The sequence below is a fragment of the Domibacillus sp. PGB-M46 genome, assembly GCF_022668875.1.
Taxonomy (GTDB): domain Bacteria; phylum Bacillota; class Bacilli; order Bacillales; family Domibacillaceae; genus Domibacillus.
Genome location: NZ_JAKGCR010000015.1, coordinates 1 through 19,945, shown reverse-complemented (window position 1 = coordinate 19,945; position 19,945 = coordinate 1). Strand labels below are relative to the sequence as shown.

General features: G+C 46.2%; 19 protein-coding genes, 1 tRNA gene and 1 pseudogene. 4 read left to right on the top strand and 17 right to left on the bottom strand.

Features of this window, described 5'->3' with window-relative positions:
• The first annotated feature begins 7 nt into the window (after nucleotides 1–7).
• Nucleotides 8–1,741, top strand: coding sequence for an ABC transporter ATP-binding protein (locus tag L2D08_RS15860; protein WP_242235095.1), 1,734 nt, complete (start codon nucleotides 8–10; stop codon nucleotides 1,739–1,741).
• Between the two features lie 187 nt (nucleotides 1,742–1,928).
• A complete protein-coding gene (gene gsiB, locus L2D08_RS15855; protein ID WP_242235093.1) occupies nucleotides 1,929–2,381 on the top strand; it encodes a KGG domain-containing protein in 453 nt (150 codons plus the stop codon).
• Nucleotides 2,382–2,476: 95 nt separating this feature from the next.
• On the opposite strand, the gene L2D08_RS15850 is transcribed toward gsiB, so the two are convergent.
• From L2D08_RS15850 to L2D08_RS15825, 6 genes are all read right to left on the bottom strand, one after another.
• Nucleotides 2,477–2,938 carry a hypothetical protein gene (locus L2D08_RS15850; RefSeq protein WP_242235091.1) on the bottom strand — a complete coding sequence of 154 codons (462 nt, stop codon included), beginning with the start codon at nucleotides 2,936–2,938 and terminating at the stop codon, nucleotides 2,477–2,479.
• Between the two features lie 241 nt (nucleotides 2,939–3,179).
• Nucleotides 3,180–3,884: a YjjG family noncanonical pyrimidine nucleotidase gene (locus L2D08_RS15845; protein ID WP_242235089.1), complete on the bottom strand. Its 705-nt coding sequence runs from the start codon at nucleotides 3,882–3,884 to the stop codon at nucleotides 3,180–3,182.
• Nucleotides 3,881–4,351 (bottom strand): DMT family transporter, encoded by a 471-nt coding sequence (locus L2D08_RS15840; protein WP_242235088.1) that lies wholly within the window; start codon nucleotides 4,349–4,351, stop codon nucleotides 3,881–3,883. The genes L2D08_RS15845 and L2D08_RS15840 overlap by 4 nt, the downstream gene beginning before the upstream one ends.
• Nucleotides 4,352–4,367: 16 nt before the next feature.
• A complete protein-coding gene (locus tag L2D08_RS15835) occupies nucleotides 4,368–5,078 on the bottom strand; it encodes a Crp/Fnr family transcriptional regulator (RefSeq protein WP_242235087.1) in 711 nt (236 codons plus the stop codon).
• An 18-nt stretch (nucleotides 5,079–5,096) separates the two neighbouring features.
• Nucleotides 5,097–5,522 (bottom strand): DMT family transporter, encoded by a 426-nt coding sequence (locus L2D08_RS15830; protein WP_242235086.1) that lies wholly within the window; start codon nucleotides 5,520–5,522, stop codon nucleotides 5,097–5,099.
• 132 nt (nucleotides 5,523–5,654) lie between these two features.
• A complete protein-coding gene (locus tag L2D08_RS15825) occupies nucleotides 5,655–5,996 on the bottom strand; it encodes a zinc ribbon domain-containing protein YjdM (protein WP_242235084.1) in 342 nt (113 codons plus the stop codon).
• 404 nt (nucleotides 5,997–6,400) lie between these two features.
• On the opposite strand from L2D08_RS15825, the gene L2D08_RS15820 reads away from it, so the two are divergent.
• Nucleotides 6,401–7,162, top strand: coding sequence for a MerR family transcriptional regulator (locus L2D08_RS15820; RefSeq protein WP_242235082.1), 762 nt, complete (start codon nucleotides 6,401–6,403; stop codon nucleotides 7,160–7,162).
• A 30-nt stretch (nucleotides 7,163–7,192) separates the two neighbouring features.
• On the opposite strand, the gene L2D08_RS15815 is transcribed toward L2D08_RS15820, so the two are convergent.
• The 10 genes and pseudogenes from L2D08_RS15815 to sigW form a co-directional block, all read right to left on the bottom strand.
• The gene (locus tag L2D08_RS15815; protein WP_242235080.1) at nucleotides 7,193–8,056 is read right to left on the bottom strand and encodes a PPK2 family polyphosphate kinase; all 864 of its coding nucleotides are present in this window, start codon (nucleotides 8,054–8,056) and stop codon (nucleotides 7,193–7,195) included.
• A 156-nt stretch (nucleotides 8,057–8,212) separates the two neighbouring features.
• Nucleotides 8,213–9,448, bottom strand: a pseudogene (locus L2D08_RS15810) (MFS transporter).
• 87 nt (nucleotides 9,449–9,535) lie between these two features.
• Nucleotides 9,536–11,137 carry an amidohydrolase gene (locus L2D08_RS15805; protein WP_242235078.1) on the bottom strand — a complete coding sequence of 534 codons (1,602 nt, stop codon included), beginning with the start codon at nucleotides 11,135–11,137 and terminating at the stop codon, nucleotides 9,536–9,538.
• Between the two features lie 266 nt (nucleotides 11,138–11,403).
• Nucleotides 11,404–13,206, bottom strand: coding sequence for a glutamine--fructose-6-phosphate transaminase (isomerizing) (gene glmS, locus L2D08_RS15800; protein WP_242235076.1), 1,803 nt, complete (start codon nucleotides 13,204–13,206; stop codon nucleotides 11,404–11,406).
• Nucleotides 13,207–13,535: 329 nt separating this feature from the next.
• On the bottom strand, nucleotides 13,536–14,741 hold the full coding sequence (locus L2D08_RS15795) for an MFS transporter (RefSeq protein WP_242235074.1): 1,206 nt from the start codon (nucleotides 14,739–14,741) through the stop codon (nucleotides 13,536–13,538).
• 151 nt (nucleotides 14,742–14,892) lie between these two features.
• On the bottom strand, nucleotides 14,893–16,242 hold the full coding sequence (gene glmM / locus L2D08_RS15790; RefSeq protein ID WP_242235072.1) for a phosphoglucosamine mutase: 1,350 nt from the start codon (nucleotides 16,240–16,242) through the stop codon (nucleotides 14,893–14,895).
• 31 nt (nucleotides 16,243–16,273) lie between these two features.
• On the bottom strand, nucleotides 16,274–17,239 hold the full coding sequence (locus L2D08_RS15785; protein WP_242235070.1) for a CdaR family protein: 966 nt from the start codon (nucleotides 17,237–17,239) through the stop codon (nucleotides 16,274–16,276).
• Nucleotides 17,232–18,071 carry a diadenylate cyclase CdaA gene (gene cdaA / locus L2D08_RS15780; protein ID WP_242235069.1) on the bottom strand — a complete coding sequence of 280 codons (840 nt, stop codon included), beginning with the start codon at nucleotides 18,069–18,071 and terminating at the stop codon, nucleotides 17,232–17,234. Before cdaA ends, L2D08_RS15785 begins: the two co-directional genes overlap by 8 nt.
• Before the next feature lie 110 nt (nucleotides 18,072–18,181).
• On the bottom strand, nucleotides 18,182–18,778 hold the full coding sequence (locus tag L2D08_RS15775; protein ID WP_242235060.1) for a zf-HC2 domain-containing protein: 597 nt from the start codon (nucleotides 18,776–18,778) through the stop codon (nucleotides 18,182–18,184).
• Between the two features lie 18 nt (nucleotides 18,779–18,796).
• Nucleotides 18,797–19,360, bottom strand: coding sequence for an RNA polymerase sigma factor SigW (gene sigW, locus L2D08_RS15770; protein WP_242235058.1), 564 nt, complete (start codon nucleotides 19,358–19,360; stop codon nucleotides 18,797–18,799).
• A 154-nt stretch (nucleotides 19,361–19,514) separates the two neighbouring features.
• On the opposite strand from sigW, the gene L2D08_RS15765 reads away from it, so the two are divergent.
• The gene (locus L2D08_RS15765; protein WP_242235055.1) at nucleotides 19,515–19,664 is read left to right on the top strand and encodes an aspartyl-phosphate phosphatase Spo0E family protein; all 150 of its coding nucleotides are present in this window, start codon (nucleotides 19,515–19,517) and stop codon (nucleotides 19,662–19,664) included.
• Between the two features lie 131 nt (nucleotides 19,665–19,795).
• On the opposite strand, the gene L2D08_RS15760 is transcribed toward L2D08_RS15765, so the two are convergent.
• Nucleotides 19,796–19,868 (bottom strand) — tRNA-Lys (locus L2D08_RS15760).
• Nucleotides 19,869–19,945: the final 77 nt, after the last annotated feature.

Sequence of the window (19,945 nt, the reverse complement as noted above, 5' to 3'; positions counted from 1 at the left end):
TATTCTGGTGGAAAACCGACCGAACAGCTTAAAGCCTTTTGTTTCTCTTCTTTTGTCGTCCGAGTTTCCACAGCGGCTGCTTGTTGCCGGACTGGCAGCAAGCGTGCTGACGACAGCTGCCGGGCTGGTCGTTCCTTTACTGACCAAAAACCTGGTCGATGGCTTTTCGCTTTCTTCCTTGAGTGTACCCCTCATGTCTGCCATCGCCCTTGCCTTTATTGCCCAGGCTGTCATTAACGGCCTCTCGATTTACTGGCTCAGCGTTGTCGGTTATAAGATTGTCTCAAGCCTGCGTGACCGGATGTGGATGAAGCTGATCCGGCTGCCTGTTTCCTATTTCGATCGGCAGTCAAGCGGAGAAACCGTCAGCCGGGTCGTAAATGATACAAGTGTCGTACAGGACTTGATTTCTAACCGATTTCCTCAATTTATTTCTGGCATCATTTCGATTGTCGGTGCTGTGATCATTTTACTTTTAATGGATTGGAAAATGACGATGCTGATGCTCGCCTCTGTGCCGCTGACGATCGCCATTATGTTTCCGCTTGGGCGAAAGATGGCGAAAATCTCGCGCGGGCTGCAGGATGAAACAGCCGCTTTTACCGGACACGTGCAGCAGACGCTCGGTGAAATTCGCTTAATGAAAGCTTCAACGGCTGAACAAAGCGAAGAAAGGAAGGGATTAGCGGGAATTGAAAGACTCTTTCAGTTTGGATTGAAGGAAGCACGGATTTTCGCCCTGATCGCGCCGGTTATGTACCTTGTTGTCATGATCGTCGTTGTGATGATTATCGGCTACGGCGGCATACGTGTGTCAAACGGAACTATGTCAACCGGTGCCCTTGTCGCCTTTTTGCTTTATTTGTTTCAAATTATTATGCCCATTACCTCATTCGCGATGTTTTTCACCCAGCTTCAAAAAGCAAAAGGAGCCACTGAACGGATTATCACGATTCTGGATTTGACGCCGGAGCCTGGACAGGATGGAATAGCCATGGATATTAAGGACGAACCTATCCACGTAGACAACGTATCGTTCGCCTACGGCAAAGAAGAGCCTGTTTTAAAAGGAGTGTCTTTTACAGCACAGCCAGGTGATATGATTGCCTTCGCCGGACCGAGCGGCGGCGGCAAAACGACGATGTTCGGTCTGCTTGAGCGATTTTATGAACCGTCTTCCGGTGAAATTCGAATTGGCTCAACACCTATTACGGACTTATCAATGGCTTCGTGGCGCAGTCAAATCGGCTATGTATCCCAGGAAAGTGCCATGATGGCTGGCACGATTCGGGAAAACTTGATTTATGGGCTGGCAGGCGGCAAAACAATTCCGGATGAACGACTGTGGGAAGTAGCGAGAATGGCTTATGCCGACCAGTTTATTAGAAGCTTTCCGAACGGTTTGGATACAAAAGTAGGCGAACGCGGTGTGAAGCTGTCCGGCGGCCAGAGACAGCGTATTGCGATTGCCCGCGCTTTTTTGCGGGAACCGAAAATTTTAATGATGGATGAAGCAACAGCCAGCCTTGACAGTCAATCAGAAGGGATTGTCCAAGAAGCGCTGGTGCAATTAATGGAAGGCCGAACCACCTTTGTGATCGCTCACAGGCTTTCTACGATTGTCAACGCCGATCAAATTATTTTCATTGAAAAAGGGCAGGTTACGGGAATGGGAACGCACGAGGAGCTGCTCGAGTCTCATAAATTGTACCGTGAATTTGCTGAACAGCAGCTGGCATAACATGGAGGTACTGCAAGGTTTTCATAAAGAACTGAGAATAAAAGAATAGATGAAGAGGCTTTTTCCTGCGCTTGAAAGCGCCTTTTTAGTTCTTTCGATCTTTTTTTACAAATTCAGTTTGATTGATTGAGAGCCGGGTAACATACAACCGTAAGCAAAATCCAAATTTACTGAGGAGGAATTTTCGATGGCTAATAATAACAATGATAAAATGAGTCGAGAAGAAGCAGGACGTAAAGGTGGAGAAGCAACAGCAAAAAATCACGATAAAGAATTCTACCAGGAGATTGGACAAAAAGGCGGAGAAGCTACCGCTGAAAGCCATGACAAAGAATTCTACCAGGAAATCGGGCAAAAAGGCGGAGAAGCTACCGCTGAAAGCCATGACAAAGAGTTCTATCAGGAAATCGGACAAAAAGGCGGAGAAGCTACCGCTGAAAATCATGGTGAAGAATTCTACCAGGAGATCGGACAAAAAGGCGGAGAAGCTACCGCTGAAAGCCATGACAAAGAGTTCTATCAGGAAATCGGACAAAAGGGCGGAGAAGCCAGAGGCCGTAATTCCGAAAATGATGACAACGATGGCAAAATGAGCCGTGAAGAAGCAGGACGCAAAGGCGGACAAAAAAGCCGCCGTTAAAAGGATGCTTGAGGCTCCTTCAATAACGTTAAAAAAGCCCGGGGACAATATCTTCTTTGAAGATGTTGCCCGCGGGCTTTTCGTGTATAAATACTTTAAGCCGCACCATCGTGATACGGTTCTAGCGACATATGCATCAAGAAATGTAAAAATTCACTGTTGTGTTCCTGTAAAAGACGGCTCGCGTAACTCCATGCGTTTGTTTCAATCCGCAGAGCGATCCGTTTTTTCTCAAGCGGATCACCCGTGCGGTCAAGCTGTTCGGCCAGCTCTTCCAGCTCCCGGTCTTCCGCATGGCCAAGTTCATGGGCAAACACAGCGGCTAAATGCTGTTCAAATGGCTTCAATGAGCCGTAGAGTGTCCGGCACTGTTCCTGAATACCATCCCAATAAAGCGTAATTTTATGCTGAGCCAGGCTGTATTTGCCGCCAGCGATCGTATGGCGGCCTTCCGAATCATGAATTTCAACAGAAACACTGCTGCCGGATCGGTCAAGAAGGTGTTGAACGACTGCCGGAAGCCCGTCTTCTCTCTTATAAAGTTCCATTTCTCTCATTTTTTCTCTTTACCCCTGATCCTTAAATTTTTCTCTATAGGCGGAGGAAACATGTTAAAAATTGAACAATCAAGTTATTTTACTATTATACGATATTCGGGCTTCTTTCGTATATGAGAACAACTTAAAGAAATAAATCACCTGCTGTCCGTGTATTCCTCCTCATAAAAGACCTAATCATTTACCGGGAAAACACGGTGCTTTTCATTCTTCTCTTTATCCTGCGAATGTAGTGGCTCCCTTATACCGGCTCTTTTTCCCTCAAAAGAATGTGCGACAAATCTGCGAGTGCTTGAATCTGATAAGTCGGCTCAATCCCTGCTTTCTTCGGCTTCAGGCCCGGGTTAAACCAGCACGTATCAATCCCAGCCTGCTGTCCCCCTTTGATATCCGCATTTAATGAATCTCCAATAATTAATGCTTCTTCTGTATTGAAATGAGGAATGCGTGCAAACACATAATCAAAAAATTCCTTCATCGGCTTTTGAAAACCTGTATCTTCAGAAACAAAAATACCTTTAAAAAGCGCATGAAGCTTTGAATCCAACAGGCGTTTATATTGTGTTTTTGATACTCCATTTGTCACAATGTACAGGTCATAGTACGGCTGCAAACCCGTCACCAGTTCCAGTGCGCCCTTTATAAGCTGGTGGCCTTCCTCCAGATAGCCGCGGTATTTTGCTTCCAGCACAGCTCCATCCACTGAGTACCCGTATTCTTGAAACAAAAGAGAAAAACGGCTGTTTATAACTTCTTCACGCGTGATGCGGCTTTCTTCAAACTCACTCCACAGCCATTGATTGATTTGTTTATATCTTTCTTTTATTTCATCCGTGAGCTGCATATTTTGCTCGGCAAAAAGCAAAGCCAGCGCTGCCTGCTCTGCTGCGCGAAAATCTAAAAGCGTGTCATCAATATCAAATAACAATGTTCGGTAGTGTTTCATTCAAATGCCTCCATTTTCTTTTCTGCACTGTGTTCTCCACCCAGCTTAAATACCACAATTCCGCCAACAATGACTAATACCCCCACAAGCTGCTGAAGCGTAAATGGTACCCGGTCAAGGCCAAGCCAGCCAAACGAGTCCCATAAAAGCGCAAAGCCCAGCTGTGCAGTAAGCACAACCGCTACTGCATATGTCGGGCCCAAAAGCTTAATCCCCTGCACAAGGCACGTTACCACTCCTACACCGATTAAGCCGCTGAACCAAAACCATGGCTCCATTGGCTTAGGCTGTAAAAGCTTTCCGCCTTCAAACAGCAGACCCATCAAAAAAGATGCCGCAAAGCCCATCCCGAGAACAAGCGTAGTCGTTGCCCATCGGCCTGCCCATTCATTTACCTTACTGTTAAAGACATTTTGCACGCTGACCAGTGTACCGGCCACAAGTGCAAACAATAAACCCATTGCCATCCTTTCTTCTCCCTTCCTATCTGCCTGGCGGCTCGTAAATGCTTTGTCCTGCCAGTGCTTGAAGCCCCTGCCGGTCCTTGACTATAATACATCCTTTTTTTCTCTCCACAAGCCCTTGAGCGCAAAATGACTGAATCACCCGGTTCATATGACGATAGCTTGTGCCAATTAAGTTAGCCGCGTCTCTTAAACTGGCTGTACTCAGTTTTCCTTCAAAAAGTGCATGAGACTCATCAAAGGAAACCGATAATAAATAGCTCGCCAGCCGTACGTCTACCGGATACATAAAATGAAAGTTTAACGATGTAGACTTCATATAAAACTTTTCTGTAATGATATAAAGCAAAAATTGCAAAAGCGGCGGATGATCGCCCGCCCATCGCTTCAGCAGATGATGATGCACACCAATCATTACTACCGGTGAAACAGCTTCTACTGTGTTAATGATGTCTATTCCCTGTACATACTCGATATCGCCAATAACAGCAAGCGGCTTTTGAAATGAGAGAATGAGCGTTTTTCCTTCAGCAGAAGTGGTATAAACCTTCAGTTTCCCTTTAACGAGCACGTAGACATTCTCGAGTGCTTCACCTTGAGAACACACCCATTCTCCCGGATCAAAATGATATAAAGATAAATACGGCTGCAGCTCAGCCGGAAAAACAGACTCAATGTGATGCATACGCAAATAATCTTTCAGCTGCTTGCGGTTGGTCTGCTCTTTCACCTTTTTTCCCCCATTCGGTTAAAGCTTTAAAATCACCACGCCAGCGACCATCATCATAATGCCGATCACCTGCGGCAGCCTGACTTTCTGTTTGACGACGCCAAACCATCCATTCAAATCAATGATAAAGGTAAACAGAAGCTGCGCGATAAGCAGTACCGCAATCGTTAACGTTACGCCTACATGCTGAATGGCCGTCACATTGCCGAAAATAATGATGGCAGCGAGGGCGCCGCCTGCCAAATAAAGCGGCTTTACCTGCTTAAACTGCCCCCAGGTTCCATCCCGGACAATCAGAAAAACGAGCAGCGCTGCCAGAAAACCGGTCAGCTGCGTCAATGAAGCGGCCTGCCATGTGCCGATGGCGTCACTAATTCGTGTATTGGCTACACCCTGCAATGTAATAAATGCTCCGCCTAAAAAAGCAAAAAAAATCCCTTTCATCCTGCTTCTCCTCATTCTTTGTTTTTTCTTATTAAAAAACAAAGAGGCAGACGCTGAAAAGGACATATGTCCTCAATCATTAAAAAAGAAAAGAATTCACTTTGAAAAGCGCTTCAAAATGAATTCCTCTTCTTAAATCTTTTTCACAAATTCCGACTTCAGCTTTATCGCGCCAAACCCGTCGATTTTGCAGTCGATGTCATGATCTCCATCCACCAATCGAATGCTTTTTACTTTTGTGCCAATTTTAATGACGGATGAAGTGCCTTTTACTTTTAAATCTTTAATTACTGAAACAGAGTCTCCATCTTGCAGGATGTTTCCATTCGCATCTTTTACTACTTTACGATCCTCACTGCTCTCGGCCGCTGTGCCAGGCGTCCATTCATGTGCGCATTCCGGACAAACAAGCATATTTCCGTCTTCATATGTATACGCCGAGCCGCATTCGGGGCAATTTGGCAGTTCTGTCATTCGTATTTCCTCCTGCTTTCACTGTTTCTTCCCAGTATACAATGAATCCAGGAAAATCGTAAGCTCACGGCTGGATTGTTACTTGAGTCGGCCGTCACTATTAGTAATCCAGTCCAAAAGCGGCTTATCCGGCTTTCAGTCCTCCAGAAGCAACACATCTATTCGCTTGAAGACAGCTTGACAGTGCAGACAAAGTAAGAAAGCAGGCTAATGCCGCTGGCTGGGAAGCATATAAACGCCATTCCTTCTCTTTCCGGTGACAGCGTTTAATGAAGCAAAACAATAAATGCTCAGTCAGAAAGAAAGAATAGATTTTCCGAAAAAATTTTTTATCAAAAAATGATAACCGCTTGACCTTTACGCAGCGTCAGCGTGTAGGATAAGAGCTATCAGGAGGGCTGCTTATGGAATACACCATCAACAAAATGGCACAAATGTCCGGCGTGACCACGCGCACACTCCGCTACTATGACCAAATTGGCCTTTTAAAACCGGCGCGCATCAATTCATCTGGTTACCGCCTTTACGGCCAGAAAGAAATTGATCTGCTGCAGCACATCCTTTTTTATCGGGAGCTTGGCGTCAGCCTGGATGATATTGCGGCTATTTTACAAAAGCCGGACTTTGATGAGGTTGCTGCGCTGAAAAGCTATTACGAAAAACTGGCCGCAAAACATGCCCAACTTGAAAAAATAATGGCGACAGTAAAAAAAACGATCGCCAGCAAAGAAGGAGATATCCTCATGCAGGATGAAGAAAAGTTTGAAGGGCTGAAAGAAAAGATGGTCGAGAAAAACGAACAAAAATACGGAAGCGAAATTCGCGCCCGATACGGAGATGAAAAAGTTGACACCAGCAACGCCAAGCTGATGAATATGTCAAAAGAGGATTTTGATGCAATGAACCAGCTTGCGGAGAACATTTTCATCCTGCTTGAGAAAGCGTCCGCTACAGGTGATCCAGCCTCACATGAAGCGCAGAAGCTGGCTGCCAAGCATAAGGAGTGGCTCACTTATTCCTGGCCGGGCTATTCCGAAGAAGCACATGCGGGACTCGCTGAAATGTATATTGCAGATGAACGGTTTGCAGCTTATTATGATGCCCGTGTAAAGGGCGGCGCCCAATTTTTACGGGATGCAATTTTGGTTTACACAGGGATGAAGTAAGAAAGAAGCCACACAGATGTGCGGCTTCTTTTACTCGTTTTCCAGCTTTTCAATATATTCATCCAGCTTTTGCCGGTCTTCATCTGAAATAACCGGGAATTGCGGATCGATCTTTTCCAGCAGCTCGATCATCACTTCCGTAATAATGTAGCGTGAATACCATTCGTCATCTGCAGGCAGAACATACCACGGAGCATGCTCGGTTGATGTATGGCGCAGCATATCGGTAAAAATCTCCTGGTAGTTATCCCAATGCTCCCGCTCCCTTACATCATTGAAGGAGAATTCCCAATTTTTCTTCGGGTCTTTCATCCTTTCCAGCAGCCGCTTTCGCTGTTCTTCTTTCGATACGTGGAAGAAAAACTTTACTACATAAAAGCCGTTTTCCACCATATAGCGTTCAAAATCGTTAATTTGCCGGAACCGCACCGGCCAAATATCTTCTTCTTTCTCTAAATGATCCGGAATGGTTTCCTCTCCCAATAAATCATGAACGCGTGTCGCGATGACCTCCTCGTAATGAGACCGGTTTAAAATGCCGATCTGCCCTCTCGCCGGAAGCGCTTCGTGAATTCTCCAAAGATAATCATGGCTCATTTCCGCAGCAGAAGGCTTCCCCAGTGTCGTCGTTTTCAATCCTTGCGCATTTAAATTCGAGAAAATATAACTGATGGCTTCATCTTTTCCGGCTGCGTCCATCGCCTGCAGTACAACCAAAATTCCTTTTTTCTCCTCCGCATAAAGCTTCCAGTGCAGCTCCTTCAGCCGGCTCACACGTTCAGGAATCTCATTGTCCAACAGTTCTCGTTCCTCGATACCGCCTTTTTCCGATGTCGCATAATGTCGCAGATCCAGTTCTTGATCGGCTTTTACTAGATATTTTCCCGTGTCCATGCCATCCTCCTATTTTTCATAATCCCACAAATCAGGTTTCTTTTTTCTTACCCGTCTGATGCGAGGAGCAAACGAGAGAAAAGATGGACAACACACCGAAAAAGCAGGTCCCGTTCCAGCGGGCCTGCCTGCATTTTGTATTTTAAAGATGTTGATTTAACTTCGGCGAGACCATATTACCGCTGGAATAAGCAATAAGGGCAAAACGGCGCCGGAAAGAGACAGTGCAGCATAGCTTGAATGAGCAACGACAACCCCGGACAGCACTCCTCCAGACGCACCGGCCAGAGCAACGAGCATATCAACAGATCCCTGCGTTTTCGCCCGGCTGGACGGACGCGTGGCATCAATGATGATCGCAGTGCTGCTGATCAAGCCAAAGTTCCAGCCAAGCCCGAGCAAAACGAGCGCGATCACCAAAAGCATCATGGAGTCAGCCGGTGCAAAAGCAGATACCAGACCGGCTGCAAGCAAAACCGCACCGGCCGCAGCCGCCATCGCTGTCCGCCCCACTTTATCAACGAGAACACCCGTCATGAGGGAAGGAAGATACATGGCTCCAACATGAAAACCAATTACCAGTCCAACGTCTCCAAGCTCATGGCCATGATGGCCCATATGAACAGGCGTCATTGTCATAATAGCCACCATCACCAGCTGGGTGAGCACCATGACAGATGCGCCAGCCACAATTCCCCGCTTGTTTACAGCCGGTTCGACAGCCAAATGTACGGCATTCTCTTCTTTGGGTTCGGCCGCGATAGCTTTTGCTACTATAAGCGGATCCGGCCGGAGAAAAACAAACAGCACCAGCCCTGCTAAACTAAAAGCAGCCGCGGCCAAAATAAACGGGCCGGCGAGAGTGGGGATGCCGACCGAGTGGGCAAACTCCCCCATTATCTCTACTAAGTTTGGACCGGCCACAGCGCCAAATGTGGTCGACACCATCGCCAGGCTGACCGCCATAGCCCGCTGGGTTGAAGCAGCCATGTCCGTTCCTGCATAGCGCGCCTGCAGGTTTGTTGCTGTACCGGCTCCATAAATGAACAGGGAAGCAAACAGCAGGACGATGCTGTTTGTGACGGCTGCCGCAACCACACCGGCCGCTCCGGCAGCACCGCCCCAAAATCCCGCTGCCAGACCCGTACGCCGGCCAAACCGCTGTGAAAGCCGGCCCACCAAAAGAGCAGATGCAGCAGAACCTAATGTGAACAGAGCTGTTGGAAAACCGGTCATACTATCCGTCCCCAACATATCCTGTGCCAGCAAGGCTCCTACTGTAATACCTGCTGCCAGGCCTGCTCCCCCAAAGATTTGCGAAAGAATCACAATCAAAATTGTTTTCTTATATAGCTGCTTTTACTTTTCGGGAGAATCAAGGTATGGCTGCAGCCGGGCAGGATGGCGGGCTGCCTCTTTGGCACGTTCGTCTTGAAGAATCATTGGCTCTTCCTCCTGTCCATTCTCTTCAGATTACGTTTATTTGATTGTTTTTGATTTGTTCTTTCTATCGTATACAATCCGTCCTGCTACAACTGTCTGCACTGCTTTGGCAGCCAGCATTTCTTCCGATGTTCCGACAAACAAATCCCGGTCAAAAATTGAAAAATCCGCTACATAATTCGGTTTAATGAGTCCACGCTCATGCTCTTTACAAATCGCCTGGGCACTGCCGAGCGTGTACATTTGAATGGCCTGGAAACGGGAAAGCTTTTGCTCAGGCAGATACCCTTCATGCGCCTCCCCAGGCTTTTTGCGTTCAACCGCCGCATAAATGGAAGCCAGCGGATGAATATTCTCCACCGGCGCATCCGTTCCCGCTGCACACATAATTCCATGGTCTAACAACGTTTTCCACGGGTATGCGTAACAGAGCCGCTCTTCGCCAAGGCGGTCCATTACCCATGGAAAATCGGATGGAACAAAAGCAGGCTGCACATCCACCACGACGGGCAATGCTGCCATTCTCTCCATTAAATCTTTGCGCAATACGCAGCCGTGAATAAGGCGGTCCCTCTTGCCTTCTGGCGGCGGATATTTTTCAATAAAATGAAGAACCTGTTCCGCCGCCGCATCCCCAATGATATGCACCGCAATCGCTTCATTATATTGACGAGCGAGCCGGATTAATACTTCTAGCTGTTCATCCGTATGAATAAGCAGCCCCTCGTTATCAGGCTGGTCCGTATACGGCGTAGACAGAGCAGCGGTTGATCCGCCCAGTGCACCATCCGCAAAGATTTTCATTGCTCCCGGCTCAATAAACGGTTCATCAAATACGGCATTCGCTTTCATCATCTTTTCGAAGACAGCGTGATGACGAAGCAGGTTTACTCTGAAATGATGCTTCTCCCCAATCACACGCTGAAAGGCCGTCAGCGGATTGGCAAAATCCCCGAAATAATGCATATCCTCTGTATGGCCGCCCGTTAGTCCATACGACAGCATTTGATCCACCGTCCGGTTCAGCACATCTGTTAAATAATCAATGTATGCCTCTCCTTTTCTTGGAATCGCCGCCGTAACTGGATCGATGGCTTTGTCATAAAGAAGCCCCGTTAACCTTCCATCCACACTCCGCCCAATGTCACCACCGGCCGGAGATTCACTTTTCTCATCAATGCTGCCAGCCAAAAGAGCGGCTCTGTTGCCGAGCGCTACGTGATGACACACTCTCGTTAACAGAATGGGTTCTGTCCGGATCGCATCGAGCTCTTCCATCGTCGGGATGCGCGGATGAGAAAATGTATTTTCATCCCAGCCCTCCCCAAACAGCCATTTATCCGCAGGCGTCGTTCGGGCGGCTTCTTTGACCATTTCCAGCATTTCTTCCGCTGAAGAAGCTGACGACAAATCAAGCCGGACAAACGTTTCTCCTTGAAAGATCATGTGCAGATGGCTGTCTACAAAGCCCGGGTACATAACTGCTCCCTGCAAATCAATCTCTTCCGCTGCTTCTTTCCTCAACTCATCCGCCGGGCCTGTGGCGACAATCCATCCGTTTTCTACTAACACCGCTTCTACCGTCTCATTTTCTCGTTCCATCGTATAGATCATTCCGCCGTGCCAAAGTTGTTTCATAAAAAGATCCTTTCTGCCGTTTCTATTCTGTTTCATCCTGATACTTATAAACAACACGTGAGGCTGCATATTAACAGCTATTAAAAAGAAACCATTTTGGATAAAGAATAATCACAATGGTTTCTAAAATCGAGTTCTGCTTATGTACATATTTTCATAACTCGTTCCGTAAAGCTGAATCTTCTCTTTGGAGACCTAGTCTTAATGTTAACCAGTTTATTTATAGTATAACAAAAAAACCGCCCATTTCCGGGCGGCTTTCCAATTTATTCTACTGTTACAGATTTTGCAAGGTTACGCGGCTTATCCACGTCACAGTCGCGGTGAAGAGCGGCGTAGTATGCAATCAGCTGGAATGGTACAACAGCTGCAAGCGGTGCAAGCATTTCGTGAACGGCTGGAAGAACGAAACGGTCGCCTTCCTGCTCAAGGCCTTTCAAGGAAATGATGCATGTGTTGGCGCCGCGCGCTGCCACTTCTTTCACGTTGCTGCGGATGCTCAAGTTTACACCTGATTGCGTCGCAAGAGCGATAACCGGCGTACCTTCTTCGATCAAGGCGATTGTGCCGTGCTTTAACTCGCCGCCGGCAAAGCCTTCTGCTTGGATATAAGAAATTTCTTTTAGCTTCAAGGCACCTTCTAAGCCGACATAATAGTCAACAGAGCGGCCGATAAAGAAGCAGTTGCGTGTTGTCGCCAGATATTCTTTGGCGATTTGCTCGAATTCTTCTTTTGCATCACAAAGCACTTCCATCGCATTGGCCACAATTCCAAGCTCATGTACAAGATCAAAGCCGATGTCGATGCCCGCTTTCTTCGCTGCTGCTTCTGCCAAAATAGAAAGCACCGCGATTTGCGCTGTATATGCTTTTGTAGACGCTACGGCAATTTCTGGGCCTGCATGTAAGAGCAGCGTATAATCCGCTTCGCGTGAAAGCGTAGAGCCTGGTACGTTTGTAATCGTCAGCGCTTTGAAGCCAAGTTCTTTTACTTTTACAAGTACAGCACGGCTGTCCGCTGTTTCTCCGCTTTGGGAAATAAAAATAAAGAGCGGCTTTTTCGAAAGAAGCGGCATGTTGTAAACGAATTCGCTCGCTACGTGCACTTCTACCGGAATATTCGCCATTTGCTCCAAGTACTGCTTGCCGACAAGGCCCGCATGGTAGCTTGTGCCGCATGCAACGATGTACAGGCGATCTGCTTCATTTACTGCATTCACGATTTCCTCGTCTACATGAAGCTCTCCCTGCTCATTTTGATACGATTGTGTAATTTTGCGGATAACGAACGGCTGCTCATCCGTTTCTTTTAACATGTAGTGCGGATACGTGCCTTTTTCAATATCACCAGCGTCGATCTCCGCTGTGTATGGCGCACGCTCTACCACTTCACCTTGTGCGTTTTTAATCGTCACGGCGTTCTTTGTCACGATCACCATTTCTTTGTCCATCAATTCTACAAATTGGTCTGTTACTTGAAGCATTGCCATTGCATCAGATGCGACAACGTTAAAGTCTTTACCAAGACCAACTAAAAGCGGGCTTTTGTTTTTCGCCACGTAAATTGTATTTTCATCTTGTTTGTCTAGAAGGGCAAGCGCGTAAGAGCCTTTTAACAGACCAAGCGTCTTGCGGAAGGCTTCCTCTGTTGACAAGCCATCTTTCGCAAACAAGCCGATCATTTGTACAATCACTTCTGTATCTGTATCGCTTTGAAGCTCAACATTTGAAAGATATTCGCTTTTTAATTGTTCGTCGTTTTCGATAACGCCGTTGTGCACAAGTGTGTAGCGGCTGTCTTCGTTTTGATGTGGATGCGCATTGTAACGGCTTGGAATACCGTGAGTAGCCCAGCGTGTGTGGCCGATTCCTACGTGTGATTGTACCTCTTCGTTCACAACCGCACGCAAATCAGCGATACGTCCTTTTTCTTTGAAGATGTGCACACCCTCTTCGTTGCGCACAGCAATACCAGCTGAATCATAACCGCGGTATTCGAGCTTTTCAAGCCCCTTCAATAAAATTTCCTTTGTATCTTCACTGCCAATATATCCAACTATTCCGCACATAAATAGATTTCCTCCTGATTGAAGGCCCCGACAAACAAGCGCCGGCTAAGGCACCTGCCCGTCGCGCTTCGTTAAATTTTATATTTATGATTGGCACATGTCCGCTCCCTTTGTGCGAGAAGTTGCCCTCTCGTTTTAAGGATGAACGTAACAGCTGTGTACCAGCAGCCGGGAGGTATCCGCCGAAACATCGATAAACCTCCTCCTCGTCAACTGAACGTATGGTCGTCCCGCTCAGTTCAGGCGCTTTGGGGTAAAACAGTCGTTCTATAGCTCCTTTCTTTTTAGGAATAAAAACACGATAATCATACCGTGTTTTCATCCTTGAGTCAATCAAAAACTGACTTTCTTCTGCCTGCAGACAGCAGGACAAAAATGGCAGCAGCCACGCACAGAAAGCCGGTAGTCATAAAGACTGCATCCAGGCCCATTTGATCTGCTATCATACCGGCTGCAAGCGGACCGAGAAAAATGCCCAGCGCGTAAAAAGACTGAAAAAAGCCCATGGCTGACATTTTAAATGTCGGCGGGCTGGCCAGCACTACTTCGCTGAGTAAAAGAGGAAAAATAAAGCCAAGTGCCAGACCAATAAATATGTGCACACTACTAAGAGATGCAAGTGTATGCGTAAATGGAACCGCAAATAAAAAAACCGCAGTAAGAATGAAGCAGATCGTAAGTACGGGTTTGTTCCAGCGCGGGTCAAGACGATAAAAGACGAGACCGAGCGAAGCAGCCGCATGCGGAATGAAAAAAGCACATGTCAGCCAAATAAAAGACTGCTCCTCCACGCCAAGTGCAGCCGCGTAAATAGGACTGAAGCCAAATATCGTAATAAACAAAGCTGCATGTGCGATCATGGACAGAAACGTCAGTCCTTTCAGATGCGGCAGCCGGATCGTTTCTTTTATATGAAGCGCTGCACTTCTGTGGGCAGCAGGTTTCTCTGATGGCTGTATCTCCTTAATTCTCCATGCGAAAAAAGCACCTAAAATAGAAGCAGCAGCCCCTGCCCAAAAAGGGAAAGTCCAGCCGAACTGGTGAACAAGCCAGCCGCTGACAGCCATGCTGAAAAACTGTGTGGCTACTGTGACAAACTGCATGATGCCCATCGCCTTGGAAGCACGGCCGGCACTGAAATAATGGGAGTAAAGCACCGTCGCCATCACCCACATCGATGCAGTTACACCTCCTAAAAGACGTGCCGTCAGCACCATCGCGAATGAATCAAAGAAAATAAGCATAAGGGTGCTGAGAAGCGCTGCAATAAAGCCGCCCACAAATAAATGCTTGCGGATTTTCTGCAGAAAGTCCGACAAGATGCCGAGCGGGAAACGCAGCAAAACCTGCGTAATACCGTACGCGCCTAAAATGATGCCAATAGCTGAAAAGCGATAGCCGATTTCCTGAAGGTACACACCAAAAACGGGTGCATAAATGTACGTAGCCAGCCAAAAACAAAATACGGCTGCTAAAAAGTACGCATGATCGCGGCGCCCGACAATGGGCTGTTTCTTTTCTATGTATTCTTCCACTCTTCAAGCTGCCCCCTTTTTATGTGAACGCTTTCTGACTATTATTGTGCAGATGATTCTTCATTTCAACTATTATGATTTGAAAGGGCGGGGCAAATAAAAAAAGAAGCCCGGCCTGCCAGTATTTCACCAGCGTCCGGACTTCTTTTTCTTATACGCGAAGACCCATTTCTTCGTCAACAATTTTTGCGATGCGGTCTGTGTATGAACGGCATTGCTCTTCTGTCGCCGCTTCCACCATCACGCGTACGAGAGGCTCTGTACCGGATGGGCGAACAAGAACTCGGCCATTACCGGCCATTTCTGCTTCCACACGTTCGATTTCTGCTTTAACTTTTTCATTTTCTGTCACATGATGCTTATCCGTTACACGCACATTGACAAGCGTCTGCGGGAATTTTCTCATCTCTGCCGCAAGTTCAGACAGCGATTTTTTTGTTGCTTTCATAATGTTGACAAGTTGCAGACCGCTGAGCAGGCCGTCACCTGTCGTATTGTAATCAAGGAAAATAATATGGCCGGACTGTTCGCCGCCAAGATTATAATTGTACTTTTTCATTGCTTCTACTACGTATCGATCACCGACAGCCGTTTGTTCGCTTTGAATGCCGTGCTCGGCGATACCTTTGTAAAAGCCCAGGTTACTCATAACGGTTGAAACAATCGTATTGTTGTTTAAGCGCCCCTGCTCTTTCATATAGCGTGCACAAATAAACATAATTTGGTCGCCATCCACGATGCTGCCGTTTTCGTCTACTGCGATCAAACGGTCACCGTCACCATCAAAGGCAAGGCCGATATCCGCCTCTTTTTCTTTAACGAATTGCGCAAGCTTTTCTGGATGGGTTGATCCAACACCGTCGTTGATATTTAAGCCATTTGGCGCAGCGCCCATTGTTGAAATATCTGCTTCAAGATCGGCAAACAAGTGAGCAGCAAGTGAAGAGGTCGCTCCGTGTGCACAATCCAGTGCCACGTGAATGCCATCAAAATCTTCTTCAACAGACTGCTTTAAGTACTGAATGTACTTTTGGCCGCCTTCGAAGTAATCACTCACTGAGCCAAGATCTGCTCCTGCCGGACGCGGCAGTGTATCCTCTGCCTGATCTAAAAGTGCTTCGATTTCTGCTTCCTGTTCATCAGAAAGCTTAAAACCGTCAGAACCAAAAAATTTAATGCCGTTGTCTTGAACAGGATTGTGCGAGGCTGAGATCATGACACCTGCCTGCGCATCCATGGCTTTTGTTAAATACGCAACTCCTGGTGTGGAGATGACGCCAAGGCGCATAACTTCCGCTCCAATAGAAAGAAGTCCTGCTACAAGTGCTCCTTCAAGCATTGGACCTGAAATGCGGGTATCCCGTCCAATCAATACCTTTGGACGCTCCGCATCTTTCGTTAACACATATCCGCCAAACCGGCCCAGCTTAAACGCAAGTTCCGGTGTCAGTTCTGTATTTGCCACGCCTCTGACGCCATCTGTACCAAAATACTTACCCATCTATTGTTTCTCTCCTTTTATCAAAACGGCTTTATGAAGATTTTTCCGTCGATTTTTCCACTGTGACTTTCACTTTTACTTCCTGCGGTGATGAGAAATTAAACTGTTCTCCCAAGTTCACCGGCACGGTAAGCGTTGTATCCTTTGTTATCCCGCTTACATCAACCGGAAGAGAAAATTCCTTTAACTCCTGCAGCGCTGATTCTTTTCCATAAATCGTGATTTCATCTACATCCGGCTGGAGTGAAGAAATCTTCATGTTATCAGCTGGCGTGCCTTTTGCTACCGGATTGAGCGGCACCTTTTTACTTGGATTTTTTACCGCGATCGACACTTGGACCGTTTCAGGCTCAACTTTTACATCAAGCTTGTTTAGATTCCCATCGAGTACCTGTACCGCTGCGGTTGCAGTCGTTTCCTCATCGATTTCGTCTTCCCCGGTCAGAGCTGTGCGGACAAATGCAATTTTCTCAATATCCGACTCAGACCCTGTTACTTTTACTTCTCTTGGGGCAACCGTTACGTTGTCGACCTGATAGCCTTCTGCAAGCGCAGAATCATTAAATTCAGGTGTGACGGTTTTCGTAGTGGTTACTTTCTCTTCTATATTTACATCAACCGTAGCGGGCTGAATTGACACATCCAGCTTGTCAGAGAAGTTTTTGTGCGTAATAGCTACCCGGTGCTTTCCAATCTCATAATCCGTTAAGTCGAGGTTCACCTCGAAATCACGCAGGCGCTTTGTTGATTCAATGATACTCTTCGGACCGGAGATCTCCACCCTCACCTGTTCCGGTACACCAGACACATATAAATTTTCTGTATCATAATATGTCTTCAACGGTACGTTCGTCAATACCTCGGTTGTATCAAGTGCACCGTTTCCTGCCTGCTTAACTGATTCAAAATCACCAAAATTCACTGTCATGTAAAGCAAAAAAGCCAGTAAGAAAGCCACAATGCGTACAAACCATTTGCTTTCCACAAAATTATCCATTGTTTCTGCGCCCCTTCCACATCCAGCGGTTGGAAGACTCATTTTTGTTGATGCCAGTCAACAGCTGATGCTCTAAAATGTCCCGAAATTCCTCTTCCGTTAAATCACGGTACAAATCACCGTTTCGGGTTACAGAAATAGCGCCTGTTTCCTCCGATACGATAATCGTCAAGCTGTCTGTGACCTCACTAATACCAAGCGCTGCCCGGTGCCGTGTGCCCAGCTCTTTTGAAATAAACGGGTTTTCCGATAAGGGTAGATAGCAGGCGGCAGCAGCAATCTGATCTTTTTGAATAATAACAGCTCCATCATGCAGCGGCGTGTTGGGAATGAATATATTAATCAGCAGCTCTGATGTAATGACGGATTGCATCGGAATGCCCGTTTCAATATAGTCGTTGAGGCCTGTTTCTTTTTCAATGGAAATAAGTGCACCAATCCGGCGCTTCCCCATGTAACGGATCGACTTAACGAGCGCGTCAATAATCTTACGCTGTTCCTCGTCTTCCTGTATGGCACTGCGGGAAAAAATGCGCCCGCGTCCCAGCTGCTCCAATGCACGCCTTACTTCCGGCTGGAAAATAATGATCACAGCCAGGAAGCCCCAGGTGAGTGCCTGCTGCATAATCCAGCTTAACGTATCAAGGCCGGCAAAACCTGCTATGGCGCGTATAATGACTATAACAAAAATTCCTTTTAACAACTGGACAGCTTTTGTCCCTCTAATGACCATAAGCAGCTTATATATCACATACCAAACAAGCAGTATATCAATCGTATTCGATAAATAATCAATAAACGTATAATCTTGAAAATAAGTCGTAAACGGCATACTAGATCCTCCAGGTTGGAATTACGGAGCCGTGAAGAAATCACTCTCTTACTTAACCTGTCCATTATAACATACAAGCGAAAAAGAAGCAGACGATTACCGTCAGCTTCTTATTGAAACACCATTTTTATCTCGTACCAAATTCGACCAAACAATGCATCTATCTCCTCAATATCTCCTGTGACATTACCAGCAGATGCCATAAAGCGGTCTCCATTAATCACAGTGACATTTCCATCGACAGAGCCTTCGATTCGAATGTCGCCGTTTTTCACGACAATATCTTCTTCAACAACGGTTCCAGCCGGTACAATGACGGTCTCATTTTCTACTTTTAGCGCACTATTTTTCGTAAAAGCAAACTGATTGTCTTCCTGACTGAAAAAAGAAGCAAAGCCCCCGCTCATTAACAGCAGAAACAACGCTGCTGCCGTTAAAAACGGATGGTTTTTAAACCATCGCTCTATCCCGACCTTTTTCCCTTCTCGAGGAAGCAGCGCCATTACACGACCCGTAAAGCCTGCCGGCGCTGCTATATGGGAAGCACTTTGAACAAGTGCAATGGTTTTCTTTAATTCAGCAAAATGCTGTCTGCAGTTCTTACACGTTTCTATATGGTCTTTTAACTCTTTTTTTGCTTCTTCTTGAATATCCCCATCCAGATACTCATGCATATAATGAACAATCCGTTTCGGACAAGATGTCATCGTTCATCGCACCCTTTCTCACAAATGCCGCAAATGCTTTCGCAGGGCTTCACGCCCCCTGTGTACACGTGTTTTTACCGTTCCAAGGGGCAGTTCTAATATATCTGCTATTTCCTGCAGCGGCAGTTCTTCAATATATTTCAACACAACAACGGAACGATACTTCTCTGGAAGCAATAAAATTGCCTTGTGAATCGATGCCTGCAATTCAAGACTCTCGACTTCATCTTCCGGAAGCTGATCGCCTGAGGCCAGATGTGAGTACATATTTAATCCTTCTGTTCCGGCAATTTCTGCATCTAAATGATAATCCGGTTTCTTTTTACGGATTTTATCAATACATAAATTGGTGGCAATTCGATACAGCCATGTTGAAAACTTTTTGTTTTGATTATACGTATGAATGTTCAAAAAAGCTTTCAAAAAAGTTTCTTGTGCCGCATCCTCTGCCTCATGGCGGTCCCAGAGCATCCGAAAACAGATTTGGTATACTTTGTCCTTATAAAGCTCGACAATTTCTCCAAATGCATTTTGGTCTCCTTTTACAACTTGTTTAATTCGTCTTTGTACAATTAAATCCATTTTCTCTCCCTCCGCCCTCGCGGTATGTGTTTATACGGATGCACGTACATAAAGGTTTCAAAGAAATAAAAATTATTTTTTCAGGTTTACACTTCCATTAAGTGGGTAACTCTTTTGTATGTATAATTTATTTATGGATAGGGGGTATCATCTGTTGCAGTCCATTCAACTCGAAACAACGATTGAGCAGTACCGTTCTGAAATGATCTCCCAAGCCATGCTGACATCTTTTAATGATCAAAAAGTCATTGAAATCAGTCAAAAGCTGGATCAGCTTTTAAATGAATGGTCCATCCGTAAATAAAAAAGCAACCTCTTTTTTTAGACGTTGCTCCCTTTTATTTCTAATTATAGCAGTTTTTTTGTCGAAAAACGAAAAAATAGACGAAAAAAGGCATTTCATGCATATACATGAAATGCCTTTTTTCATAAAAATGAGCCATGAAGGACTCGAACCTTCGACCCTCTGATTAAAAGTCAGATGCTCTACCGACTGAGCTAATGGCTCAAAATGGCTGGGCTAGAAGGATTCGAACCTTCGCGTGACGGAGTCAAAGTCCGTTGCCTTACCGCTTGGCTATAGCC

Excerpts from the sequence above, each read along its gene's own strand:
- gsiB (WP_242235093.1), top strand. The coding sequence starts at position 1,929 with ATGGCTAATAATAACAATGATAAAATGAGTCGAGAAGAAGCAGGACGT.
- L2D08_RS15815 (WP_242235080.1), bottom strand. The coding sequence starts at position 8,056 with ATGGACACGGGAAAATATCTAGTAAAAGCCGATCAAGAACTGGATCTG.
- L2D08_RS15805 (WP_242235078.1), bottom strand. The coding sequence starts at position 11,137 with ATGAAACAACTTTGGCACGGCGGAATGATCTATACGATGGAACGAGAA.
- L2D08_RS15840 (WP_242235088.1), bottom strand. The coding sequence starts at position 4,351 with ATGGCAATGGGTTTATTGTTTGCACTTGTGGCCGGTACACTGGTCAGC.
- L2D08_RS15775 (WP_242235060.1), bottom strand. The coding sequence starts at position 18,778 with ATGACATCTTGTCCGAAACGGATTGTTCATTATATGCATGAGTATCTG.
- glmS (WP_242235076.1), bottom strand. The coding sequence starts at position 13,206 with ATGTGCGGAATAGTTGGATATATTGGCAGTGAAGATACAAAGGAAATT.
- sigW (WP_242235058.1), bottom strand. The coding sequence starts at position 19,360 with ATGGATTTAATTGTACAAAGACGAATTAAACAAGTTGTAAAAGGAGAC.
- L2D08_RS15825 (WP_242235084.1), bottom strand. The coding sequence starts at position 5,996 with ATGACAGAACTGCCAAATTGCCCCGAATGCGGCTCGGCGTATACATAT.
- cdaA (WP_242235069.1), bottom strand. The coding sequence starts at position 18,071 with ATGCCGTTTACGACTTATTTTCAAGATTATACGTTTATTGATTATTTA.
- L2D08_RS15830 (WP_242235086.1), bottom strand. The coding sequence starts at position 5,522 with ATGAAAGGGATTTTTTTTGCTTTTTTAGGCGGAGCATTTATTACATTG.
- L2D08_RS15820 (WP_242235082.1), top strand. The coding sequence starts at position 6,401 with ATGGAATACACCATCAACAAAATGGCACAAATGTCCGGCGTGACCACG.
- glmM (WP_242235072.1), bottom strand. The coding sequence starts at position 16,242 with ATGGGTAAGTATTTTGGTACAGATGGCGTCAGAGGCGTGGCAAATACA.
- L2D08_RS15850 (WP_242235091.1), bottom strand. The coding sequence starts at position 2,938 with ATGAGAGAAATGGAACTTTATAAGAGAGAAGACGGGCTTCCGGCAGTC.
- L2D08_RS15845 (WP_242235089.1), bottom strand. The coding sequence starts at position 3,884 with ATGAAACACTACCGAACATTGTTATTTGATATTGATGACACGCTTTTA.
- L2D08_RS15785 (WP_242235070.1), bottom strand. The coding sequence starts at position 17,239 with ATGGATAATTTTGTGGAAAGCAAATGGTTTGTACGCATTGTGGCTTTC.